Raw genomic sequence first — 19,710 nt, 5'->3', positions numbered from 1 at the left:
GCTGCACGCGCTGGGGAGCCGGATGCTGGGCTTCACCCAGGAGCTGTTCGACGACTCGGCGCCGGCGCCGAGTCGTCGAACAGCTCCTGGGTGAAGCCCAGCATCCGGCTCCCCAGCGCGTGCAGCGCGTGATGGGTCAGGTCCACGGAGAAGCCGCCCGCCCGGAACATCCCGGCCAGCGAGTCCACGTACGCGAGCACGGCCGGGGTGGGCCGGCCCCGCGACTGGACCACCTGCGCCGCCCACGGATGCCCCAGCAGGGCCCGTCGCGCGGCGAGGATCCGCCGGCGCACCGCCGGCTGCCAGTCGCCGCCGGCCACCGGCGGCTCGATGCCGCCGACCACGAGATCGACCATGCCGTCGAGCAGCTCGTCCTTGTGGGCCACGTGCTTGTAGAGCGCCATCGGCACCACGCCCAGTTCCTGGGCGAGCCGGCGCATGCTCAGCGTGTCGATCCCGACCTCGTCGGCGAGCCGCACGGCGGCCCGCAGCACCCGCTCCCGGCTGAGCGGCTCCCGTCGCACCACGTCGTCCCAGCTCCCTTCCACGGCTTGACGAGTGTACGCCGTACGCCTACGGTGACGGCCAGGTGTACGCCGTACACCTCCAGCTCCAGGGAGGCCGCGCCCATGTCCTCGTCCCGAAGAACGGCCACCACGGCCGGGATCCTGTTCCTGCTCACGGAGATCACCGCGATCGCGGGACTCCTGCTCTACCGCCCGCTGCTGCACGACCCCGGCTACGTCCTCGCCCCCGGCCCCGACACCCGGGCGCTGCTGGGGGCGGCCTGCGAACTCCTGCTGGTCGCGGCCGTCACCGGCACCGCCGTCACCCTCTACCCGGTGCTCCGCCGCCGGCACGAGGGCCTCGCCCTCGCCCACCTCTGCGCCCGGCTGCTGGAGGCGGCGGTCATCACGATCGGCATCCTCGCCGTCCTCGCGGTGGTGACCCTGCACGGCACGGCCGCGGGAGATCCGGACGCCACGCTGGCGGTCGCCCGGGCCCTGACGGCGGTCCACGACTGGACCTTCCTCCTCGGCCCGAACCTCGCCCTCGGCGCCAACACCCTGCTGCTGGCCTGGCTGCTGCACCGGGCCCGGCTGGTGCCCCGGGCGATCACCGGGCTGGGACTGGTCGGCGGGCCGCTGATCGGCGTCTCGGGCCTGTGCGTCCTGTTCGGCCTCTACCCCCAGGTCTCCGCGCCCGGGTCGCTCGCCGCGCTCCCGGTGTTCGCCTGGGAGGTCGCCCTGGCCGTCCGCCTGCTGACCAAGGGCTTCTCCCCTGCCATCCTGGCGCGGTGAAGTCGAGCCGCCTGCTCTCCATCCTGCTCCTGCTCCAGACCCGTGAGCGGACCACCGCCGAGGACCTCGCGCGCGAGCTGGAGGTCTCCGTACGCACGGTCTACCGGGACATGGAGGCGCTGGCCGCCGCCGGGGTCCCGGTCTACGGCGACGCCGGCCACCGCGGCGGCTACCGCCTCCTGGACGGCTACCGCACCCGGCTGACCGGACTGAACACGGCCGAGGCCGAGGCCCTGTTCCTGACCGGCCTGCCGGGCCCGGCCGCCCAACTCGGCCTGGGCCAGGAGGTGGCGGCGGCCGGCCTGAAGCTGCGTGCGGCCCTGCCCGCGCACCTGCGGGAGCAGTCGGACCGCATGCGGCTGCGCTTCCACCTGGACGCCCCCGGCTGGTACGCCGAGCACGTCGAGGCCCCGTTCCTCGGGCAGGTGGCCGACGCGGTGTGGCGGGGCCGGGAGATCGAGGTGCGCTACCGGCGCTGGAAGGAACCGCACGAGGTGGAGCGCCGCCTGGCCCCCTACGGCCTGGTCCTCAAGGCCGGCCGCTGGTACCTGGTGGCGGGCCCGCAGGCCCCGAGGACGTACCGGGTGGACCAGATCCAGGCCCTGACCCCGACCGACACCCCCGTGGAACCACCGCAGGACTTCGACCTGGCCACCCACTGGCGGCACACCCAGGCCGAGTTCCACGCCCAGCTCCACCCCGACCGGGCCCTGGTCCGCCTCTCCCCCCGCGCGGCGGCCCGGCTCAGCGGCGTGCAGGCCCGCGCCCTGCGGACCACCGGTGAACCGGACCCGGACCTGCCCGGCTGGACCCGGGCCACCCTGCCGGTGGAATCCACCGCCCGGGCCACGTCCCAGTTCCTCGCCCTGGGCGCCGAGGCCGAGGTCCTCGGCCCGGAGGCCCTGCGCGCGGAACTGGCCACGGCCGCACGGGCCTTGGCCGCCCGCTACGCCACCGGGGGCCGTAGCGGGCCGGGGGCGGACACGCCCTAGGCGAAGTTGGGCGTGTTCCGCTCGTACACCAGGCGCAGGCCGATCAGCGTCAGCCACGGCTCGTGATCGTCGATCTCCGCGGCCTCGCCCAGCACCATCGGCGCCAGTCCGCCGGTGGCGATGACCCGGACGTCGTCCGGGTCGCCCGCGGGACCGACCAGTTCGCGCGACATCCGCCGCACCACCCCGTCGACCTGCCCGGCGAACCCGTAGACGACCCCGGCCTGCATCGCCTCGACGGTGGACTTGCCGATGACGTTCCGGGGCCGGGCCAGCTCGATCTTGCGCAGCATCGCGCCGCGCATCCCGAGCGCCTCCATGGAGATCTCTATCCCGGGCGCGATCACCCCGCCCACGTACTCCCCGCGCGGGGACACCGCGTCGAACGTGGTCGCCGTGCCGAAGTCGACCACGATCGCCGGGCCCCCGTAGAGCTCGACGGCCGCGCACGCGTTGATGATGCGGTCGGCGCCGACCTCCTTGGGGTTGTCCGTGAGGATCGGCACCCCCGTCTTGACGCCGGGCTCGACCAGCACGGCGGGCACGTCGCCGTAGTACCGGCGGGTGACCTCGCGCAGCTCGTGCATCACGGCCGGTACGGTCGAGCAGATGGCGATGCCGTGGATGCCGTCGCCCAGCTCGCTGCCGAGCATCGGGTGCATGCCCATCAGGCCCTGCATCAGCACGGCCATCTCGTCCGCCGTCCGGCGCGGATCGGTCGAGACCCGCCAGTGCTCGACGATCTCGTCACCGTCGAACAGCCCCAGCACCGTCTGGCTGTTGCCCACGTCGATGGTCAGCAGCATGGGGTCACACCGCTTCGCGCAGGTCGAGACCGATGTCGAGGATCGGCGAGGAGTGGGTCAGCGCACCGACGGCCAGGAAGTCCACGCCCGTCTCGGCGTAGGCGCGGGCGGTCTCCAGGGTCAGCCGGCCGCTGGACTCCAGGGCGGCCCGCCCGGCGACCAGGGTGACGGCCTCCTCGGTCTCCGGGACGGTGAAGTTGTCCAGCAGGATCAGGTCGGCGCCGGCGTCGATGACCTCGCGCACCTGGTGCATGGTGTCGACCTCGACCTCGATCGGCACCTCGGGGAACGCCTCGCGGACCGCCTTGAAGGCCTGCGCGACCCCGCCCGCGGCGACCACGTGGTTGTCCTTCACCAGGGCCGCGTCCGACAGCGACATGCGGTGGTTGACGCCGCCGCCGCAGCGCACCGCGTACTTCTCCAGGCAGCGCAGGCCCGGCGTGGTCTTGCGGGTGTCGCGCACCTTGGCCCCGGTGCCCTCCAGGACGTCCGCCCAGCGCCGGGTGGCGGTGGCGATGCCGGACAGCCGGCACAGGAGGTTCAGGGCGCTGCGCTCACCGGTCAGCAGGTCACGGGTGCGGGCCGTCACCGACAGCAGCACCTGACCGGCCTCGACCCGGTCGCCGTCCTCCGCGTGCCGCTCGACCTCGAACGCGTCGGTGCAGACGACGGACAGGACGGCCTCGGCCACCCGCAGGCCCGCCACCACACCGGCCTCGCGGGCGGTGAAGTCGGCCGTCGCCACGGCCTCTTCGGGCACGGTGGCCACGGTGGTGACGTCGACGCCGCCGTCGAGGTCCTCCGACAGGGCCATGTGCGCGATGTCCTCGACCTCGATCGGGTCCAGGCCGGCGTCCGCCAGGAGCTGGGCCAGCGCCGGGTCCAGGCCGCTCTCGTCGCCGCTGCCGCAGGCGCAGTCGTCGCCGCAGCCGCCGTCTTCGTTCTCGGGGTTGATCAGGGGAAGTTCGGTGCTCACGGTTCGGGTCACTGCTCCTGGCTCGGGGGGTGTACGGGCGGGAAGTCCGCGGTGTCGGTGGGGGTGACGACCAGGGCGCGGCGCTCGGTCTCCGACAGGCGTACCACGAGATGGCGGCGCCAGGCGGAGTCGTCGCGTCCGGGGTGGTCCTCGCGCCAGTGGCAGCCGCGGGTCTCCTCGCGGCGCAGCGCGGCGGCGACCAGCACCCGGGCCACGCACAGCAGGTTGGTGGCCTCCCAGGTCTCCACGCCCGGCTCGGCCGTCTTGCCCTGGGTCTCCAACGCGCCGAGCGCGTCGGCGTAGAGCGCCTCCAGGGCCTCGGCGGCGGCGCGCAGCGACGCGGCCGAACGCAGCACGCCCGCGCCCGCGGTCATGATGCGCTGGACCTCGTGGCGGGCCTCGGCGGGCTGGAGCGGGCCGGTCGACGGCACGGGTATGCCGGGGCCGCTGCCGCGCGGCGGGCGGGCCGCGATGTCGGCGGCGATCCGCTCGGCGAACACCAGGCCCTCCAGCAGGGAGTTGGAGGCGAGCCGGTTGGCGCCGTGCACCCCGGTGCAGGCGACCTCGCCGCACGCGTACAGGCCGGGCACGGTGGTCCGGCCGTGCAGGTCGGTGCGGACGCCGCCGGAGGCGTAGTGCGCGGCGGGCGCGACCGGGATCGGCGTGGTCACCGGGTCGATGCCGTGGGCGCGGCAGGCGGCCAGGATGGTGGGGAAGCGCTGCTCCCACATCTCGGCACCGAAGTGCCGGGCGTCGAGGTACATGTGCCGGGCGTCCTGCTCCTGCATGCGGCGCATGATGGCCTTGGCGACGATGTCGCGCGGAGCCAGCTCGGCCAGTTCGTGCTGGCCGAGCATGAAGCGGACGCCGTCGGCGTCGACCAGGTGGGCGCCCTCGCCGCGGACGGCCTCGGACACCAGCGGCTGCTGGCCCTCGGCGTCCGTGCCGAGGAACAGCACGGTCGGGTGGAACTGGACGAATTCCAGGTCGGAGACCTCGGCCCCGGCGCGCAGCGCCAGCGCGACCCCGTCGCCGGTGGAGACCGACGGGTTGGTGGTGGCGGAGAACACCTGGCCCATGCCGCCGGTCGCCAGGATCACGGCGGGCGCGTGGACGGCGCCGACGCCGTCGTGCTGGCCCTCGCCCATCACGTGCAGGGTGACGCCGGCCGTGCGGCCCTCGGCGTCCTGGAGCAGGTCCAGCACCAGCGCGTTCTCGACCGTCTCGATCCCGGCCGCGTGGACGGCCTCGACCAGGGCGCGGCTGATCTCGGCGCCGGTCGCGTCGCCGCCGGCGTGCGCGATCCGGCGGCGGTGGTGGCCGCCCTCGCGGGTCAGCTCGATCTCACCGGTCTCGGCGGAGGTGTCGAAGACGGCGCCGGTGTCGATGAGCCGGCGGACCGCGTCCGGGCCCTCGGTGACCAGCAGGCGCACGGCGTGCTCGTCGCACAGGCCGGCGCCGGCCACCAGGGTGTCGTCCAGGTGCTGTTCGGGGGTGTCGCCCTCGCCGAGGGCGGCGGCGATCCCGCCCTGCGCCCAGCGGGTGGAGCCGTCGTCGAGCCGGGCCTTGGTGACCACGACCGTACGACGGCCGGTGGCGGCGCAGCGCAGCGCGGCGGTCAGGCCCGCGACGCCGGAGCCGACGACCACGACGTCGGCCTCCAGGGCCCAGCCGGGGGCCGGGGCGTGCAGCCGTATGCCGGTGCCGCCGGTGGCTCCGGTGCCGGTGCCCGTGACGGACGGGCCTGTGCCAGGGGTGCTCACGAGTGTGCTCCGAACTCCAATGGGATGTTGTCGATCAGCCGGGTCGCGCCGACCTTCGCGGCGACGGCCAGCACGGCCGGTCCGGCGAAGTCGGGGCCGACGTCGGTGAAGTCGGCGGGGTCGACCAGCGCCAGGTAGTCCAGCTCCAGCGGCGGCTGGGCCCGCCCGGCCTGCTCCAGCACCTGCCGGGCCGCGGCCCGTACGCCGTCGGCCAGGCCGCCGGCGGCCGCCGAGACCGCGTGCGCGTCGGCGGAGGCCCGGGCCTCGCCGAGCTTGGCCAGGCCGGTGGCCCGCTCGTCCCCGGCCGGGGCGGCGACCGCCTCGGCCCGGGCCAGCAGCGCGGCCTGCGCGGCGAGCCGGTCGCGGCCGGCGAACAGCGCCCGGGACAGGGCCAGGGCGGTGCGGCGCTCGTCCTGGGAGAGGTAGCGGTTGCGGCTGGACAGGGCCAGCCCGTCCGGCTCGCGGACGGTCGGTACGCCGGCCACCTCGACGGGGAAGTTCAGGTCGGTCACCATGCGCCGGATCAGGGCCAGCTGCTGCGCGTCCTTCTGCCCGAAGAACGCCACGTCCGGCCGGGTGAGGTGGAGGAGCTTGGCGACCACGGTCAGCATGCCGTCGAAGTGCCCGGGGCGGGTGGCGCCTTCGAGGCGCTCGCCCATCGGTCCGGCGCTGACCCGCACCTGCGGGGCGCCGCCCGGGTAGACCTCGTCCACGGACGGGGCGAACACGGCGTCCGCGCCCGCCTCCTCGGCCAGCAGCAGATCGGCCTGGAGGGTGCGGGGGTAGCGGTCGAGGTCCTCGTTCGGCCCGAACTGCAAGGGGTTGACGAAGACGGTGACGACGACCTGGCCCTCGGCGCCGGCCCGCTCGCGGGCGGTACGGATCAAGGTGGCGTGGCCCTCGTGCAGCGCGCCCATGGTCATCACGACGCAGCGGGGCCCGGTGCCGGTGCGCGGCAGCCGGTGCAGCTCGTCGGCGGTGGACAGCAGCAGGTCGGTCATCGTCCCTCTTCCTCCTCGGCGAGGACGCCGAGGAGGTCCTCGGCCAGTTCCGGCTTGAGCAGGCCCTGGGCCAGCGCCCGGTCGGCGGTGGTCCGGGCCATCGCGAGGTAGCCGGCCACCATGGCCGGGGCGTGCCGGCGCAGCTCGGCCACGTGCGCGGCGACCGTACCGGCGTCCCCGCGGGCGACCGGGCCGGTCAGGGCCGCGTCCCCGGAGCGCAGGGCGTTGTCGAGGGCGGCACCGAGCAGCGGGCCGAGCATCCGGTCCGGGTGCTCCACCCCGGCGGTGCGCAGCAGCTCCATGGCCTGGGCCACCAGCGTGACCAGGTAGTTCGAGCCGAGGGCGAGGCCGGCGTGGTAGAGCGGCCGGGCCGCCTCGGCGATCCACTCGGGTTCGCCGCCCATCTCGATGACCAGGGCCTCGGCGGCCAGGCGCAGCTCCTCGGGGGCGGTCACGCCGAACGAGCAGCCGGCCAGCCGCTGCACGTCGACCATGGTCCCGGTGAAGGTCATCGCGGGGTGCAGCGCCAGCGGCAGCGCCCCCGCCCGCCGGGCGGGGTCCAGCACGGCGGCCCCGTACCGGCCGGAGGTGTGCACGAGCAGCTGCCCGGGCCGGACCGCGCCGGTGTCGGCGAGCCCCTGCACCAGGCCGGGCAGGGCGTCGTCGGGCACGGTCAGCAGCACCAGGTCGGACATCGCCAGCACCTGCGACGGCGGCACGAGCGGCACGTCCGGCAGCATCTCCGCGGCCCGACGCACCGAGGTGTCGGAGACACCGGAGACGGCGACGGGCCGGTGCCCGGCGAGCTGGAGCGCGCGGGCGAGCGCGGGGCCGACGCGGCCTGCGCCGACGACGCCGACGGCGAGCCGGGCGGGGCGCGGCTGCGGGGTGGGATTCACGCGGGGAATGCCTTCCGTTCCAGTCCGCGGGGGGTACCGGACGATACGTCGCCATGCTAGCCCTGTGGCCCCGGCCGCGTGTCCCGGGCCATGATCGGCCCATGAGTGATCAGGACGGACACCAGGACGACAGGCAGTCGGGCGACGAGGACCGGCCCGCGCGGGAACGGGCGGCCTGGCGCGGGGCACAGCGACGGCTGACGCGCGGCCCGAAGGACCCGACCGTCGGGGAGCTGCTCGCCTCCCTGACCACCGACGACCCCGACGAGCCGGCGGACGTATACGGCGACGGGGTGGTGGCCCGGCTGGAGGAGCGGGTCGCGGAACTCCTCGGCACGGAGGCGGCCGCGTTCTTCCCGTCCGGGACCATGGCCCAGCAGGTCGCGCTGCGCTGCTGGGCGGGCCGGACCGGGAACCCGGTGGTGGCGCTGCACCCGATGGGGCACCCCGAGCGGTGGGAGGGCGGGGCGCTGACCACGGTGGCGGGGCTGCGCACGGTGCACCCCACCGACGAACGCCGCCAGCCCACGGCCGAGGAGGTACGGGAGCTGGCCGAGCCGTTCGGCACGCTGATGGTCGAGCTGCCGCTGCGCGACCCGGGCTTCCTGCTGCCCTCGTGGGAGGAGCTGTGCGCGCTGGTCGAGGCGGCCCGGGAGCGGGACGCCGTGGTCCATTTCGACGGGGCCCGGCTGTGGGAGACCACCACCCACTTCGGCCGCCCGCTGGCGGAGATCGCCGGCCTGGCGGACAGTGTGTACGTCTCCTTCTACAAGTCGCTGGGCGGCCTGGGCGGGGCCGCCCTGGCCGGTTCCGCTTCGCTGGTCGCCGAGGCACGGGAGTGGCGGCTGCGCTACGGCGGCCGGGTCTTCCGCCAGTTCCCGCAGGCCCTGTCGGCGCTGGCCGGGCTGGAGCGGGAACTGCCGAGGCTGCCGGAGTACGTCCGGCACGCCCGGACGATCGCCGGGGCGCTCGCGAAGGGCTTCGAGGCGGCGGGCGTGCCGTGGTTCCGGATCAACCCGGAGGTGCCGCACACCCACCAGTTCCAGGTGTGGCTGCCGTACGGGGCGGAGGTGCTGACCCGGGCGTCGGTGCGGATGGCGGAGGAGACCGGGACCTGCCTGTTCCGGGGCTGGTGGCCGGACGGCCCGCCGGGGACGTCGCTGACCGAGCTGACGATCACCGCGGAGGCGCTGTCGTGGACGGCGCAGGACGTGCACGGGGCCGTCGCGGACTACGTCGGGCTCCTGCGGGAGGAGACGGCGTAGCGGCCCGGCCCGGGACCGGAGAGGTCCGGCCCGGACGGGCACGGCCCCGGCGGGGCCAGGCCGCGGCGGGGCTAGGCCGCGGCGGGGCTAGGCCACGGCGGGGCTAGGCCCCGCCGCGGATCAGGAGGCGGTGCAGGGCCGCCCGCCAGGGGTGGTTCGCCGGGCGTCCGTCGAGGACGGCGTGGCACTGCTCGTACGAGCGGGCGGACCGCACCACGGCGACGTCGTCGCGGCCGGGCGGCGGCGGGGCCGGGGTGCCGTGCTGGGCCGCCCGGTACGTGTCGATGAGGTACTGCTCGATCGCGGTCATGTACCCACCCTGGACCCGTCGGCGCCGGGCCGCGCGACGATTGACGGCCTCCGTCAATCGTCCCCGCGACCTGCGTTTATGCGGTGCTGACGGGGCCAGTCGGCCGACCCCGGCCCGCGCACCGGTCGCCCTGCTGCCGAGAATGGGCACATGAGCGTGAGCATCGACATCGCCGGGCTGCCGCAGGAGCGGATCACCTTCGCCACCTCCCCGCTGGCCGAGCTCTGCATGGCCCTGCACGCGCTGTCGCAGCCCGCCCACCATCCGGGGTTGCAGTCCTGGACCACCGCCACCTCCGCCGCCCTCGACCCGTGCCTGGCCGACCGGCTGCTGGAGGCGGACTTCATGTGGCGCACGTCGTTCGCCGACATCTTCATGCCGTTCGCGGGCGTCCCCGGCGGCCCCGGCGTGCCCGGCGCCACGCTGGCCGAGGAACTCGACCTGCTGGACCGGATGGACGACGAACGGTTCGTGCGGGCCGCGCTGGAGCACTGCTGGCTGGCGCTGTACAACCAGGGCACCCCGTCCCCGCTCAAGGACCCGGCCGCGCGGGCCAAGGCGCTGGAGACGGCCGCCGCGCGGGGACCGCGGCAGCTGGATTTCTCGTTGCGGCTGCTGGACGACACCGCACGGGTGCGGGTGTGGCTGCGCACCCTGCTGGAGGAGTGCGACGAGGCGTTCTTCGCCGACACCTGGCGCCGGATCGAGCCGCAGCAGACCGCCGACGCCCGCCACAAGACGGAGGTGCTGCGCCGCAAGGGCCTGCCGGCGGTGCTGGCGGAGGTCTCGGGCGCCCTCGACGTGGACGAGGCGCGCACCCGGATCACGGTCGACAAGCTGGTCAACGGCACCGCCACCGCCACCGATCCGACCGTCGGCGTCGGGCTGGTCTTCATACCCACCCATTTCGGCTGGCCGCACCTGCTGGTGCTGCACGCCCCCGGCTGGCGCCCCGTCGTGCACTACCCGCTGTCCACGCCCGAACTTCCCCCGGGCACCGGCTCGGTGGAGCTGCTCCAGCGGCGCATGGAGGCCCTCGCGCACCCGATGCGGATGCAGCTGTGCCGGAGCCTGGCGCGGGGGCCGTACACGACGAGCGAGCTGGCGAACGTGTACGGGGTGACGGCCCCGGAGGTGTCCCGGCACCTGACGGTGCTGCGGAAGGCGGGGCTGCTGCACATGCAGCGACAAGGCCGCTATGTGCAGCATCAGTTGGATCTGTCCGCGGTCGCCCGGATCGGGTCGGACTTCATCGAGGGGATCCTCCGCTGACCTGCGCCACGAGGGCCCTTCGCGCCCGCCCGGACACCGACCGGCGTACCGATATACGGAATTCATAAACCGAAATCAGCGAAAACTCTGGCCAGAGTGGCGGTCAGCTGCATAACGTGCGTCCACCGCTCACCCGCACGTGCACTTCGCAGGCCGATCCGTCCTGCCCGCACACCCTTCTCTGTTCCGCTCGTCTGCCCGCGTGAAAGGACCTCCATGCCCTCTCGCCGTATAGCCGCAGTCGCCGCCCTGGCCGCCACGGCACTCGTATCGCCGCTGCTCCTGGCCGGGCCGGCCGGTGCCACCAGCCCGCAGAGCGACGCCGCGCACGCGGACGCACTCGCCCGGAAGCTGGTCAAGGACGCCACCGGCAAGGGCGCGTACAACCACCTCAAGGTGCTGCAGTCGATCGCCGATTACAACGGCGGTACGCGAGTGGCCGGTTCCAAGGGGCACGAGCAGTCGGCCCAGTACGTGACGCAGGTGCTGAAGGCGGCCGGTTACGAGGTCTCCAAGCACGAATTCGACTTCGTCTACGTCCAGACGATCGCGGAGAAGCTGTCGGTGCACGGCGCCACCCAGCGGGACGTCCCGATCAAGCTGATGACCTACACCGCGAGCGGCCCGGCGCAGGGCGTCACCGCGGACGTGGCCGTCGCCCCGGTGGACGCGGACGGCACCAACGGCTGCGAGCCGGGCGACTTCGCGGCGGGCACCTTCACCGGCAAGATCGCGCTGATCAAGCGCGGTGGCTGCACCTTCGCGGTCAAGCAGCAGAACGCGGCGGCCGCCGGGGCGGTGGGCGCGGTCATCTACAACAACACGGCGGGCGCCCTGAACGGCACCCTCGGCGACCCGGCGGCCGGGAAGATCCCGACCGGCGGCATCACCCAGGAGGACGGCCAGAAGCTGGCGGCCGAGGCCACGGCCGGCCCGGTCTCGGTGACCCTGGACATCCGTGAGCTGCGCGAGAACCGCAAGACGTACAACGTCGTGGCCGAGACCAAGGGCGGCGACCCGAACAACACGGTGTTCCTGGGCGCCCACCTGGACTCGGTCGCGGCCGGCCCCGGCATCAACGACAACGGCTCCGGCTCGGCGGGCATCCTCCAGGTCGCGCAGCGGCTGGCGGGCGACCAGAAGAAGATCAAGAACAAGGTGAAGTTCGCCTGGTGGTCGGCGGAGGAGTTCGGCCTGCTCGGCTCGGAGGCGTACGTCGCTTCGCTGACGGACGAGCAGAAGAAGCAGATCAAGCTCTACCTGAACTTCGACATGATCGCCTCGCCGAACGCGGCGTACTTCGTCTACGACGGCGACAACTCCGACGGCGTGGGCGCCGGCCCCGGCCCGGAGGGCTCGGCCCAGCTGGAGAAGGGCATCACCGACTTCCTGGACTCCAAGAACATCCCGCACGAGGGCACCGACTTCACGGGCCGCTCGGACTACGGCCCGTTCATCGAGGTCGGCATCCCGTCGGGCGGCACCTTCACGGGTGCGGAGGGCATCAAGACGCCCGAGCAGGCGGCGAAGTTCGGCGGCCAGGCGGGCGTCGCGTACGACGTGAACTACCACGGCGCCGGTGACACCCTGGCGAACATCGACCAGAAGGCGCTGGACATCAACGTGGACGTCATCGCGAACGCGGTGGGCCACTACGCGTGGGACCTGTCCCCGCTGACCGCGCCCGTCACCTCCCAGCCGACGGACGGCTCCGCCGGCAGCGGCGGTGGCCTCCACGAGGGCCACGAGGTCTCCGAGTAACGGGCCTCAGCCGGCCCTCGGTCCCCCGCTCCCCGCGCGACGTCCCGTGGGGAGCGGGGGACCGACCACGTTCCTTGTCTTCGAGTCCGGCGCCCGCAGCATGAGGGCGTGGACCCCGATGGTCGTGAACGGTCTGCTCCAGACCGAGGCCTATGCCCAGAGGTGCGGTCTCCTCGCCGGGGACGGGGAGGGGGCCGCATCCGCCAGCGGTGGTGGGAGCGGCACCCCGCGGGGGTGGAGGAGCCACAGGAAGTCGCCCAGGCCGGGGGAGGCGGTGAGTTCGGCCGCTTCGCCGGCCGCCGCCAGGGCACGGACGTACGCCGTCGGATCGGCGGAGGCCAGGGCCAGGGGCGGGCGCGTCCCGGAGACGCCCAGCGCGCGCAGCGCCTCCCGCTGCGGCAGGAGCACCCCGCCCCCGGCGGCCGCCGCACACGCGTCCAGCGCCACGTGCGCCGTCACGTCGCACGACCCGTCCGGCACCGCCGCCACCTCCCGCCCCTCCCGGAACCCGGTCAGGGTCCCACCCGGGGGCCGCCGCGCAGCGGTGTGGGCGTAGTCGACCGCCACCGCGAGCCCCGCCTCCACCGAGGCGACCGCCGCCGCCCAGGCCTCGTCCCGGGTCCGCCCGATCTCCCGCCGGCCCGGCCCGGGCCACCACCGCTCCAGCCAGTCCCGGTCCGGCCCGGACACCGGCTCGCCCGGCGCCTCCGTGCCGTCCCGGGCGACGAGCACGTAGCGGCCGTCCTCGGCGAGGTCCAGCGGGACGTTGTCGAGCCACTCGTTCGCGAAGAGCAGGCCCCGTACCCGGGCCGGCGGCCGGTCCACCCACCGGATCCTCGCGGCCGGGTCCAGGTCCGCCGGAGCCGCGGCCCGCTCCACCGCGTACGCCCGGACCCGCTCCGCGACCTCCGCGGGCAGCGCCCGCAGCACCCCGGTCAGCAGTTCCGCGCGGCCGGCCCCGACGTCCACCAGGTCCAGCTCCGCCGGGCGGCCGAGGGCCTCGTCCACCTGGCGCAGGAGCCCCGCCACCGCGCCCGCGAACAGCGAGGAGGCATGCACCGACGTGCGGAAATGCCCCGCCGGGCCCGGGCCGCCCGGGCGGACGTAGAAGCCGCCGGGCCCGTACAGGGCCGTCTCCATCGCGGTACGCCACGGCACCGGCCGGTCCCCCGGCTCCCGCACGCCGCCCCGCTCGCCGTCGTCACCCTGATCGCTCACCACGCCCACCGGACAAAGGCTAGGCTCATCCTCCACCTTGCGGAGTACGCCCCCCTGGCAGGGATCGCCCCTGTGGTTGACTCCCCCACCTATCTCCCTTGCCTACTCTGGGTTACGTGCAGCGCCTCTACGACTTCCTCCGCAGACACCCCACGGGCGTCGACAGCTTCTGGGCTGTGATGCTCGTCGGGGTGGGGATGCTGCAGGTGATCGACAGTGCTCCCGGTGCCGCGGAGCGGCTGCTCGCCCTCCCCTCGGTCCTCGCGCCCGGTCTGGTCGTCGCGCTGCGCCGCAGGTGGACGGTGCCGATGTTCTGGGTGGCCGTGGGCTCCGGGCTCTACCAGCTGCTCGCCGGGGTGCAGATCCACCTCGCCGACTTCGCCATGCTGGTCATCCTCTACACCGTCGCCTCCGCGGCCGACGTCCCCCGCAGGCTCTCGCAGATCGCCCTGGTCACGGGACTGGCGGCGGCGCCGCTGTACGCCCTGCGCTTCGGCGTCGACAAGGGCGACCCCTCCAGCGACTTCTTCTTCTCGGTCATCATGATGGTCCCCTTCGCCCTGGCCTGGGTGCTGGGCGACTCGCTGCGCACCCGGCGGGCGTACTACGCCCAGCTGGTCGAGCGGAACCAGCGGCTGGAGAAGGAGCGCGAGGCCCAGGCCAAGGTGGCCGTCGCCGCCGAGCGGGCGCGGATCGCCCGCGAACTGCACGACGTCGTCGCGCACAACGTCTCCGTCATGGTCGTCCAGGCCGACGGCGCCGCCTACGTCATGGACGTGGCCCCCGAGCAGGCCAAGGAGGCCCTCCAGACCATCTCCGGCACCGGGCGCCAGGCGCTCGCCGAGATGCGCCGCCTGCTGGGCGTGCTGCGCACCGGCGAGCCCGAGGAGTCCGAGGACTACGTCCCGCAGCCCGACGTCGAACAGATCGAGGTGCTCGTGGAGCAGGTCCGGGCGGCCGGCCTGGACGTGGACTTCGCGGTGGAGGGCGCCCCCCGGCCCCTGCCGAGCGGGGTGGAGCTGACGGCGTACCGGATCGTGCAGGAGGCGCTGACCAACACCCGCAAGCACGGGGGCCCGGAGGCCCGGGCCAGCGTGCGGCTGGTGTACTTCGACGACGGGCTCGGCCTGCTGGTCGAGGACGACGGGCGGGGCGCGGCGCACGAGTTGTACGAGGACGGCGGCGCCGACGGCGCCGGGCACGGCCTGATCGGCATGCGGGAGCGGGTCGGTATGGTCGGCGGGACCCTGGAGGCGGGGCCACGGCCGGGCGGTGGCTTCCGGATCAGCGCGCTGTTGCCGCTGAAGAAGAGATGAGGTCGAGGTAGCGGATGTCCATCCGAGTGATGCTCGTAGACGACCAGGTGCTGCTGCGCACCGGCTTCCGGATGGTGCTCGCCGCCCAGCCGGACATGGAGGTGGTCGCCGAGGCCGGCGACGGCCTGGAGGCCCTGGAGGTGCTGCGCGCGACGAAGGTCGACGTGGTCCTGATGGACGTGCGCATGCCGAAGCTGGACGGGGTCGAGGCCACCCGTCGCATCTGCGCCCAGGAGGGCCACCCCAAGGTGATCATCCTGACCACCTTCGACCTGGACGAGTACGCGTTCTCCGGGCTGAAGGCGGGCGCCAGCGGGTTCATGCTCAAGGACGTGCCGCCGGCGGAGCTGCTGGGCGCGATCCGCTCGGTGCACAGCGGCGACGCGGTGGTGGCCCCGTCCACGACCCGCCGCCTGCTGGACCGGTTCGCCCCCATGCTCCCGACGACCACGGCGGAGCCGCAGCACAAGGAGCTGGACCGGCTCACCGACCGCGAGCGCGAGGTCATGCTCCTGGTGGCCCAGGGCCTGTCGAACGGCGAGATCGCCGCCCGGCTGGTCCTGTCGGAGGCCACGGTCAAGACGCACGTGGGCCGCATCCTGACGAAGCTGGACCTGCGTGACCGGGTCCAGGTCGTCGTCCTGGCCTACGAGACGGGCATGGTCCGCGCGGGCGGCGGCCCGGGCCTCTGACACGGCCCCCGGCTACTGCCTCTGGCCCTGGCCCTGCCCCGTCGGCGGGCGGGGTCGGGTCAGGTCATCCAGCGGTCCGGGCGGGCGTGGGTGCGGCCCGTGCGGGAGCGGGCGGCCTGGGCGTGCAGGAGGAGGCGGGCCTCGTCCGTGGCGCGCAGCCGGGCGGCCACGCTGCCGTTGGCGCCGGTGTCCACATGGACGTCGGCCACGCCGCGGGCGCGTTCCCACGGGCCCTGGGTGAGCCGGACGCTCTGCACCTTCGCGTGCGGGACGATCTCCGTCCGGCGGCACAGCCGGCCCTTGCGGGCCGCGAAGACCTCCGGGGACACGGCCAGGCCGTAGCCCTTCCACCACACCGGCACCACCCAGCGCGAGCCGTGGGCCGGGGCCGGGTCGAACACCAGGGCCGTCAGGTCCACGCCCGGCAGCACCCGGGCCACCACGGCGTACGCCTCCCGCCGGGTCGCGACCGGCACCAGGACGTCGTTCTTGGAACCGGCCACCGCCAGCTCCACCCGCACCCAGTCCCGGCGCCGCCACAGCAGCGGCTCCACGATCCGTACGGTCTGCACCCGGCCGGGCGGCACCGTCTCGTGCGCCCGGTCCAGCAGCCCGTGGTCCAGCCGCAGCCCGTCGGGCGACTCCTCGACCGTCCAGTCGTACTCGGCCAGGAACCGGCCGCCGGTGCCGGCCCAGGCCCCGCCCAGCAGGGGCAGCAGCAGGACCAGGGCCGCGAAGACGTTGTCGCTGACCCACCACATCAGCGCCGCCATGGACACGCCGGCGACCAGCGCCGCCCACGCCCCCAGGCTCAGCGCCAGCGAGGTCGCCAGTCGGCGGCCGGGGACCCGCAGCAGCGCCCGTCCCGGCGCCTCGCCGACGCGGACCGCTTCCGCCGGGGCGAAGCCGGCGGCCCGCGCGAGCAGTTCCGCGCGCAGCTCCCGTGCCTCGCGCTCGCCGAGGAAGGCCAGCTCGTCCTTGTCCTCGGTCCCGATCACGTCCAGCTTGAGCTTGGCCACCCCGGCCAGCCGGGCCAGCAGCGGGCGGGTGACGTCCACGGCCTGGAGCCGGTCGAGCCGGATGTGCGCGGTCCGCCGGAAGAGCAGGCCGGTGCGGATGCGCAGCTCGGTGGCGGTGACGGCGTAGTGGGTGAAGCGCCAGCTCAGGTACCCGTACAGGGCGGCCACGGCCAGCACGGCGGCCACGATCAGCAGGTCCAGCCCGACGCCCGCGTCACGGGCCCACTCCTGCGCCTTGTCGGCCTGCTGCCCGAGCACACCGATACCGGCGCCGATCGGCACCCAGGCGCGACGCAGCGGGGTGAACGGGTGCAGCCGCCGCTCGTCCACGGACCCGGCCGGGCCGGGCTCCGGCCCGGGCTCCTGCTGCGGCACCGGCCGCGGCTCCGGCCCGGGCTGCGGCATCGGCTCCGGCTGCCGCACCGGCTCCGGCTGTTGCGGCGCCGTCCCGCTCGCCGTCACAGCCCCGCCGACCTTGCCTCGCCCAGCGCCGTCAGCCGGTCCCGCAGCCGCTCGGCCTCGGCCGGGGCCAGGCCCGGGATCCGGGCGTCCGACGCGGCCGCGGCCGTGTGCAGCTGGACGGAGGCCAGCGCGAAGCGCCGCTCCAGCGGCCCGGAGGTCACCTCGACCAGCTGCATCCGCCCGTACGGCACCACGGTCTGCTCCTGCCACAGCACACCCCGGCTGATCAGCAGGTCGTCGGCACGTTCGGCGTAGCGCCACGAGCGCCAGTTGCGGGCCAGCAGGCGCCAGCCCCAGGCCAGGACGGCCGCCCAGACCAGCCCCGTCAGGGCCCACGCCGGGCCGATCAGCAGGCCCGTCAGGACCGCCGTCGCCCCGCCCAGCACCGTCATCCATATGACCAGCAGCAGCCGGCGCAGTGTGAGCAGTCCGCCGGGCAGTCCCACCCAGTGCGGCTCCTCGCCCCCGTCCACCGACGGAGTCGTCGTCCCCGTATCCATTCCCCCAGCCTAGGGCTGAGACACTGGGCCCATGACGGAGACCACGGTCGGCATCGGCGGTGCGGCGGAGAGCACCGACATGGTGCTCAACATCGGACCTCAGCACCCTTCCACGCACGGCGTGCTGCGCCTGCGCCTCGTCCTGGACGGGGAGCGCATCGCCAGCGCGGAGCCGGTGGTCGGCTACATGCACCGTGGCGCGGAGAAACTCTTCGAGGCCCGGGACTACCGTCAGATCGTCATGCTGGCCAACCGGCACGACTGGCTGTCGGCGTTCTCCAACGAGCTCGGCGTGGTCATGGCCGTCGAGCGGATGCTCGGCATGGAGGTGCCGGAGCGGGCCGTGTGGATGCGGACCCTGCTCGCCGAGCTCAACCGGGTGCTGAACCACCTGATGTTCCTCGGGTCGTACCCGCTCGAACTGGGCGGTATCACCCCGATCTTCCACGCGTTCCGCGAGCGGGAGGACCTCCAGGCGGTCATGGAGGAGATCTCCGGCGGCCGCATGCACTACATGTTCAACCGGGTCGGCGGCCTCAAGGAGGACCTCCCGGCGGGCTGGCTCGTCCGGGCCCGCGCCGCCGTCGCCGAGTGCCGTTCGCGGATGGACGTCTACGACAAGCTGGTGCACGGCAACGAGATCTTCCGCGGCCGGACCCGGGACGTCGGCGTGCTCTCCGCCGAGGCCGTCCACGCGTACGGGGTCTCCGGCCCGATCGCCCGGGCCTCGGGCGTCGACTTCGACCTGCGCCGGGACGAGCCGTACCTGGCCTACGGCGAGCTGCAGGACGTGCTGAAGGTCGTCACCCGGACCGAGGGCGACTGCCTGGCCCGCTTCGAGTGCCTGCTCGACCAGACCCACAACGCCCTCGACCTGGCCGACGCCTGCCTGGACCGGATGGCCGAGCTGCCGCCGGGGCCGGTCAACCAGCGGCTGCCGAAGGTGCTGAAGGCGCCGGAGGGACACACGTACGCCTGGACCGAGAACCCGCTCGGGATCAACGGCTACTACCTGGTGTCCAAGGGCGAGAAGACCCCGTACCGGCTGAAGCTGCGCTCGGCGTCGTTCAACAACATCCAGGCCCTGACCGAACTGCTGCCGGGCCAGCTGGTCGCGGACATGGTGGCGATCCTGGGCTCGATGTTCTTCGTGGTCGGCGACATCGACAAGTAGTCGCGGCACGGGGGCATCGCGCCGACCGCCGGGCCGGCACCCCCTAGGGTGCGGACATGACCCAGGCCCCGGCCGCACCGGCCGACACCCCGGCGGGCAGGCCCGAAGGCCTGCCCGCCCCCGTGGTCGCCGGGTACCTGCGGCGGCTCGGCTTCACCGGGCCGCCGGCGGGGCCCTCGGCCGCCGGGCTGTTCGCGCTGCACCGGGCGCACCTGGAGCGGGTCCCGTACGAGAACCTCGACATCCAGCTCGGCCGGCCGCCGGCCATCGACCCGGAGCTGTCGGCCCGCCGCATCGCCGCCGGCCGCGGCGGCTACTGCTTCCACCTCAACGGGGCCTTCTCCGCCCTGCTGCGCAGCCTCGGCTACGAGGTCACCCGGCACATCGGCGGCGTCTGCCAGGACCTGGCCCACCGCGAGGTGACCGGCAACCACCTCGTCCTCACCGTCCGGGCCGGCGGCACCGCCTACTTCGTGGACGCCGGGCTCGGTGACGGCCCGTACGAGCCCTTGCCGCTGCGCGCCGGCACCTACCGGCAGGGCCCCTTCACGTACCGCATGGAGCCGCTGCCCCGCGCCGGGGGCGGGCCGGGAGGCCGGCCGGGGGGCTGGTCCTTCCTCAACGAGGCCGGGCCCAACCCGGCCGTCAACTTCCGCGCGGCCCCCGCCACCATGGCCGACTTCGCCGCGGAGCACAGGCGGCTGTCCACCGCCGAGGACTCCGTCTTCGTACGGACCCTGGCCGTCTTCCGGCGCGACGCCCACGGGATCGACGCCCTCCGGGGCCGCACCCTGAGCCGGACCGCGCCCGCGGCCGGGGACACCACCCGCGAACTGACCACCCCGGAGGCCTTCTTCGCCGCCCTCACCACGGTCTTCGGCTGCTCCCTGGCCGGTCTGACCCCGGCGGACCGCGCCCTGCTGTGGGAGCGCACGGCCACCGGCCCGGCGCAATGACGGACGCCCGCCGGCGCGGGGCGCGGG

General features: G+C 74.3%; 19 protein-coding genes. 9 read left to right on the top strand and 10 right to left on the bottom strand.

The window, feature by feature from the left end; genetic code table 11:
* Nucleotides 1-32: 32 nt before the first annotated feature.
* Entirely contained in the window at nucleotides 33-548 is a 516-nt protein-coding gene (locus EF918_RS03540; protein WP_312847805.1) for a TetR/AcrR family transcriptional regulator C-terminal domain-containing protein, read from the bottom strand.
* Between the two features lie 81 nt (nucleotides 549-629).
* Between EF918_RS03540 and EF918_RS03535 the strand changes: the two genes are divergently transcribed.
* Together EF918_RS03535 and EF918_RS03530 are read left to right on the top strand one after the other, a co-directional pair.
* Nucleotides 630-1,301, top strand: a complete 672-nt coding sequence (locus EF918_RS03535) for a DUF4386 domain-containing protein (RefSeq protein ID WP_125640429.1) — start codon at nucleotides 630-632, stop codon at nucleotides 1,299-1,301.
* Nucleotides 1,298-2,293: a YafY family protein gene (locus EF918_RS03530; RefSeq protein ID WP_125640426.1), complete on the top strand. Its 996-nt coding sequence runs from the start codon at nucleotides 1,298-1,300 to the stop codon at nucleotides 2,291-2,293. Before EF918_RS03535 ends, EF918_RS03530 begins: the two co-directional genes overlap by 4 nt.
* Here the strand turns inward: EF918_RS03530 and EF918_RS03525 are convergent.
* The 5 genes from EF918_RS03525 to EF918_RS03505 are packed head-to-tail and all read right to left on the bottom strand — an operon-like array spanning nucleotide 2,290 to nucleotide 7,738.
* Nucleotides 2,290-3,099, bottom strand: coding sequence for a type III pantothenate kinase (locus tag EF918_RS03525; protein ID WP_125640423.1), 810 nt, complete (start codon nucleotides 3,097-3,099; stop codon nucleotides 2,290-2,292). The two genes, EF918_RS03530 and EF918_RS03525, sit on opposite strands and share 4 nt — an antisense overlap.
* A 4-nt stretch (nucleotides 3,100-3,103) precedes the next feature.
* A complete protein-coding gene (nadC, locus tag EF918_RS03520; RefSeq protein WP_125640420.1) occupies nucleotides 3,104-4,075 on the bottom strand; it encodes a carboxylating nicotinate-nucleotide diphosphorylase in 972 nt (323 codons plus the stop codon).
* Nucleotides 4,076-4,083: 8 nt separating this feature from the next.
* Nucleotides 4,084-5,838, bottom strand: a complete 1,755-nt coding sequence (locus EF918_RS03515) for an L-aspartate oxidase (RefSeq protein ID WP_125640417.1) — start codon at nucleotides 5,836-5,838, stop codon at nucleotides 4,084-4,086.
* Nucleotides 5,835-6,839, bottom strand: coding sequence for a pantoate--beta-alanine ligase (gene panC / locus EF918_RS03510; RefSeq protein WP_125640412.1), 1,005 nt, complete (start codon nucleotides 6,837-6,839; stop codon nucleotides 5,835-5,837). Before panC ends, EF918_RS03515 begins: the two co-directional genes overlap by 4 nt.
* Nucleotides 6,836-7,738 (bottom strand): Rossmann-like and DUF2520 domain-containing protein, encoded by a 903-nt coding sequence (locus EF918_RS03505; RefSeq protein ID WP_125640409.1) that lies wholly within the window; start codon nucleotides 7,736-7,738, stop codon nucleotides 6,836-6,838. The genes panC and EF918_RS03505 overlap by 4 nt, the downstream gene beginning before the upstream one ends.
* A 101-nt stretch (nucleotides 7,739-7,839) precedes the next feature.
* On the opposite strand from EF918_RS03505, the gene EF918_RS03500 reads away from it, so the two are divergent.
* Nucleotides 7,840-9,003, top strand: a complete 1,164-nt coding sequence (locus EF918_RS03500) for a low specificity L-threonine aldolase (RefSeq protein WP_125640406.1) — start codon at nucleotides 7,840-7,842, stop codon at nucleotides 9,001-9,003.
* Between the two features lie 103 nt (nucleotides 9,004-9,106).
* On the opposite strand, the gene EF918_RS03495 is transcribed toward EF918_RS03500, so the two are convergent.
* Complete coding sequence (locus tag EF918_RS03495; protein WP_125640401.1) at nucleotides 9,107-9,313, bottom strand: hypothetical protein; 207 nt, start codon at nucleotides 9,311-9,313, stop codon at nucleotides 9,107-9,109.
* A 150-nt stretch (nucleotides 9,314-9,463) separates the two neighbouring features.
* On the opposite strand from EF918_RS03495, the gene EF918_RS03490 reads away from it, so the two are divergent.
* Together EF918_RS03490 and EF918_RS03485 are read left to right on the top strand one after the other, a co-directional pair.
* Entirely contained in the window at nucleotides 9,464-10,585 is a 1,122-nt protein-coding gene (locus tag EF918_RS03490; RefSeq protein WP_125640399.1) for a DUF5937 family protein, read from the top strand.
* Nucleotides 10,586-10,801: 216 nt separating this feature from the next.
* Nucleotides 10,802-12,346: a M28 family metallopeptidase gene (locus tag EF918_RS03485; protein ID WP_125640396.1), complete on the top strand. Its 1,545-nt coding sequence runs from the start codon at nucleotides 10,802-10,804 to the stop codon at nucleotides 12,344-12,346.
* A gap of 150 nt (nucleotides 12,347-12,496) precedes the next feature.
* Here the strand turns inward: EF918_RS03485 and EF918_RS03480 are convergent, their stop codons facing one another.
* The gene (locus EF918_RS03480; protein WP_125640440.1) at nucleotides 12,497-13,486 is read right to left on the bottom strand and encodes an SAM-dependent methyltransferase; all 990 of its coding nucleotides are present in this window, start codon (nucleotides 13,484-13,486) and stop codon (nucleotides 12,497-12,499) included.
* A 194-nt stretch (nucleotides 13,487-13,680) separates the two neighbouring features.
* On the opposite strand from EF918_RS03480, the gene EF918_RS03475 reads away from it, so the two are divergent.
* Both EF918_RS03475 and EF918_RS03470 read left to right on the top strand, forming a co-directional pair.
* Nucleotides 13,681-14,880, top strand: coding sequence for a sensor histidine kinase (locus tag EF918_RS03475; protein ID WP_125640393.1), 1,200 nt, complete (start codon nucleotides 13,681-13,683; stop codon nucleotides 14,878-14,880).
* Nucleotides 14,881-14,894: 14 nt separating this feature from the next.
* The gene (locus EF918_RS03470) at nucleotides 14,895-15,572 is read left to right on the top strand and encodes a response regulator transcription factor (RefSeq protein ID WP_125640390.1); all 678 of its coding nucleotides are present in this window, start codon (nucleotides 14,895-14,897) and stop codon (nucleotides 15,570-15,572) included.
* Nucleotides 15,573-15,631: 59 nt separating this feature from the next.
* Here the strand turns inward: EF918_RS03470 and EF918_RS03465 are convergent, their stop codons facing one another.
* Together EF918_RS03465 and EF918_RS03460 are read right to left on the bottom strand one after the other, a co-directional pair.
* Complete coding sequence (locus tag EF918_RS03465; protein WP_260609734.1) at nucleotides 15,632-16,966, bottom strand: PH domain-containing protein; 1,335 nt, start codon at nucleotides 16,964-16,966, stop codon at nucleotides 15,632-15,634.
* 83 nt (nucleotides 16,967-17,049) lie between these two features.
* Nucleotides 17,050-17,553, bottom strand: a complete 504-nt coding sequence (locus EF918_RS03460; protein WP_125640387.1) for a PH domain-containing protein — start codon at nucleotides 17,551-17,553, stop codon at nucleotides 17,050-17,052.
* Between the two features lie 31 nt (nucleotides 17,554-17,584).
* Between EF918_RS03460 and EF918_RS03455 the strand changes: the two genes are divergently transcribed.
* Together EF918_RS03455 and EF918_RS03450 are read left to right on the top strand one after the other, a co-directional pair.
* Nucleotides 17,585-18,727, top strand: coding sequence for an NADH-quinone oxidoreductase subunit D (locus tag EF918_RS03455; RefSeq protein WP_125640384.1), 1,143 nt, complete (start codon nucleotides 17,585-17,587; stop codon nucleotides 18,725-18,727).
* A 56-nt stretch (nucleotides 18,728-18,783) separates the two neighbouring features.
* On the top strand, nucleotides 18,784-19,683 hold the full coding sequence (locus EF918_RS03450; protein WP_125640381.1) for an arylamine N-acetyltransferase: 900 nt from the start codon (nucleotides 18,784-18,786) through the stop codon (nucleotides 19,681-19,683).
* Nucleotides 19,684-19,710 lie beyond the last annotated feature (27 nt).

Source organism: Streptomyces sp. WAC06614 (assembly GCF_003949795.1).
Taxonomy (GTDB): Bacteria; Actinomycetota; Actinomycetes; order Streptomycetales; family Streptomycetaceae; genus Streptomyces.
Note: the sequence above shows the minus strand (reverse complement) of the source record. Positions and strands in the feature narration are given on the sequence as shown.

What these genes read in the sequence shown, in the direction of transcription:
- EF918_RS03535 (WP_125640429.1), top strand. Translation starts at nt 630, where the DNA reads ATGTCCTCGTCCCGAAGAACGGCCACCACGGCCGGGATCCTGTTCCTG.
- EF918_RS03525 (WP_125640423.1), bottom strand. Translation starts at nt 3,099, where the DNA reads ATGCTGCTGACCATCGACGTGGGCAACAGCCAGACGGTGCTGGGGCTG.
- panC (WP_125640412.1), bottom strand. Translation starts at nt 6,839, where the DNA reads ATGACCGACCTGCTGCTGTCCACCGCCGACGAGCTGCACCGGCTGCCG.
- EF918_RS03500 (WP_125640406.1), top strand. Translation starts at nt 7,840, where the DNA reads ATGAGTGATCAGGACGGACACCAGGACGACAGGCAGTCGGGCGACGAG.
- EF918_RS03495 (WP_125640401.1), bottom strand. Translation starts at nt 9,313, where the DNA reads ATGACCGCGATCGAGCAGTACCTCATCGACACGTACCGGGCGGCCCAG.
- EF918_RS03490 (WP_125640399.1), top strand. Translation starts at nt 9,464, where the DNA reads ATGAGCGTGAGCATCGACATCGCCGGGCTGCCGCAGGAGCGGATCACC.
- EF918_RS03485 (WP_125640396.1), top strand. Translation starts at nt 10,802, where the DNA reads ATGCCCTCTCGCCGTATAGCCGCAGTCGCCGCCCTGGCCGCCACGGCA.
- EF918_RS03480 (WP_125640440.1), bottom strand. Translation starts at nt 13,486, where the DNA reads ATGGAGACGGCCCTGTACGGGCCCGGCGGCTTCTACGTCCGCCCGGGC.
- EF918_RS03470 (WP_125640390.1), top strand. Translation starts at nt 14,895, where the DNA reads ATGTCCATCCGAGTGATGCTCGTAGACGACCAGGTGCTGCTGCGCACC.
- EF918_RS03460 (WP_125640387.1), bottom strand. Translation starts at nt 17,553, where the DNA reads ATGGATACGGGGACGACGACTCCGTCGGTGGACGGGGGCGAGGAGCCG.
- EF918_RS03455 (WP_125640384.1), top strand. Translation starts at nt 17,585, where the DNA reads ATGACGGAGACCACGGTCGGCATCGGCGGTGCGGCGGAGAGCACCGAC.
- EF918_RS03450 (WP_125640381.1), top strand. Translation starts at nt 18,784, where the DNA reads ATGACCCAGGCCCCGGCCGCACCGGCCGACACCCCGGCGGGCAGGCCC.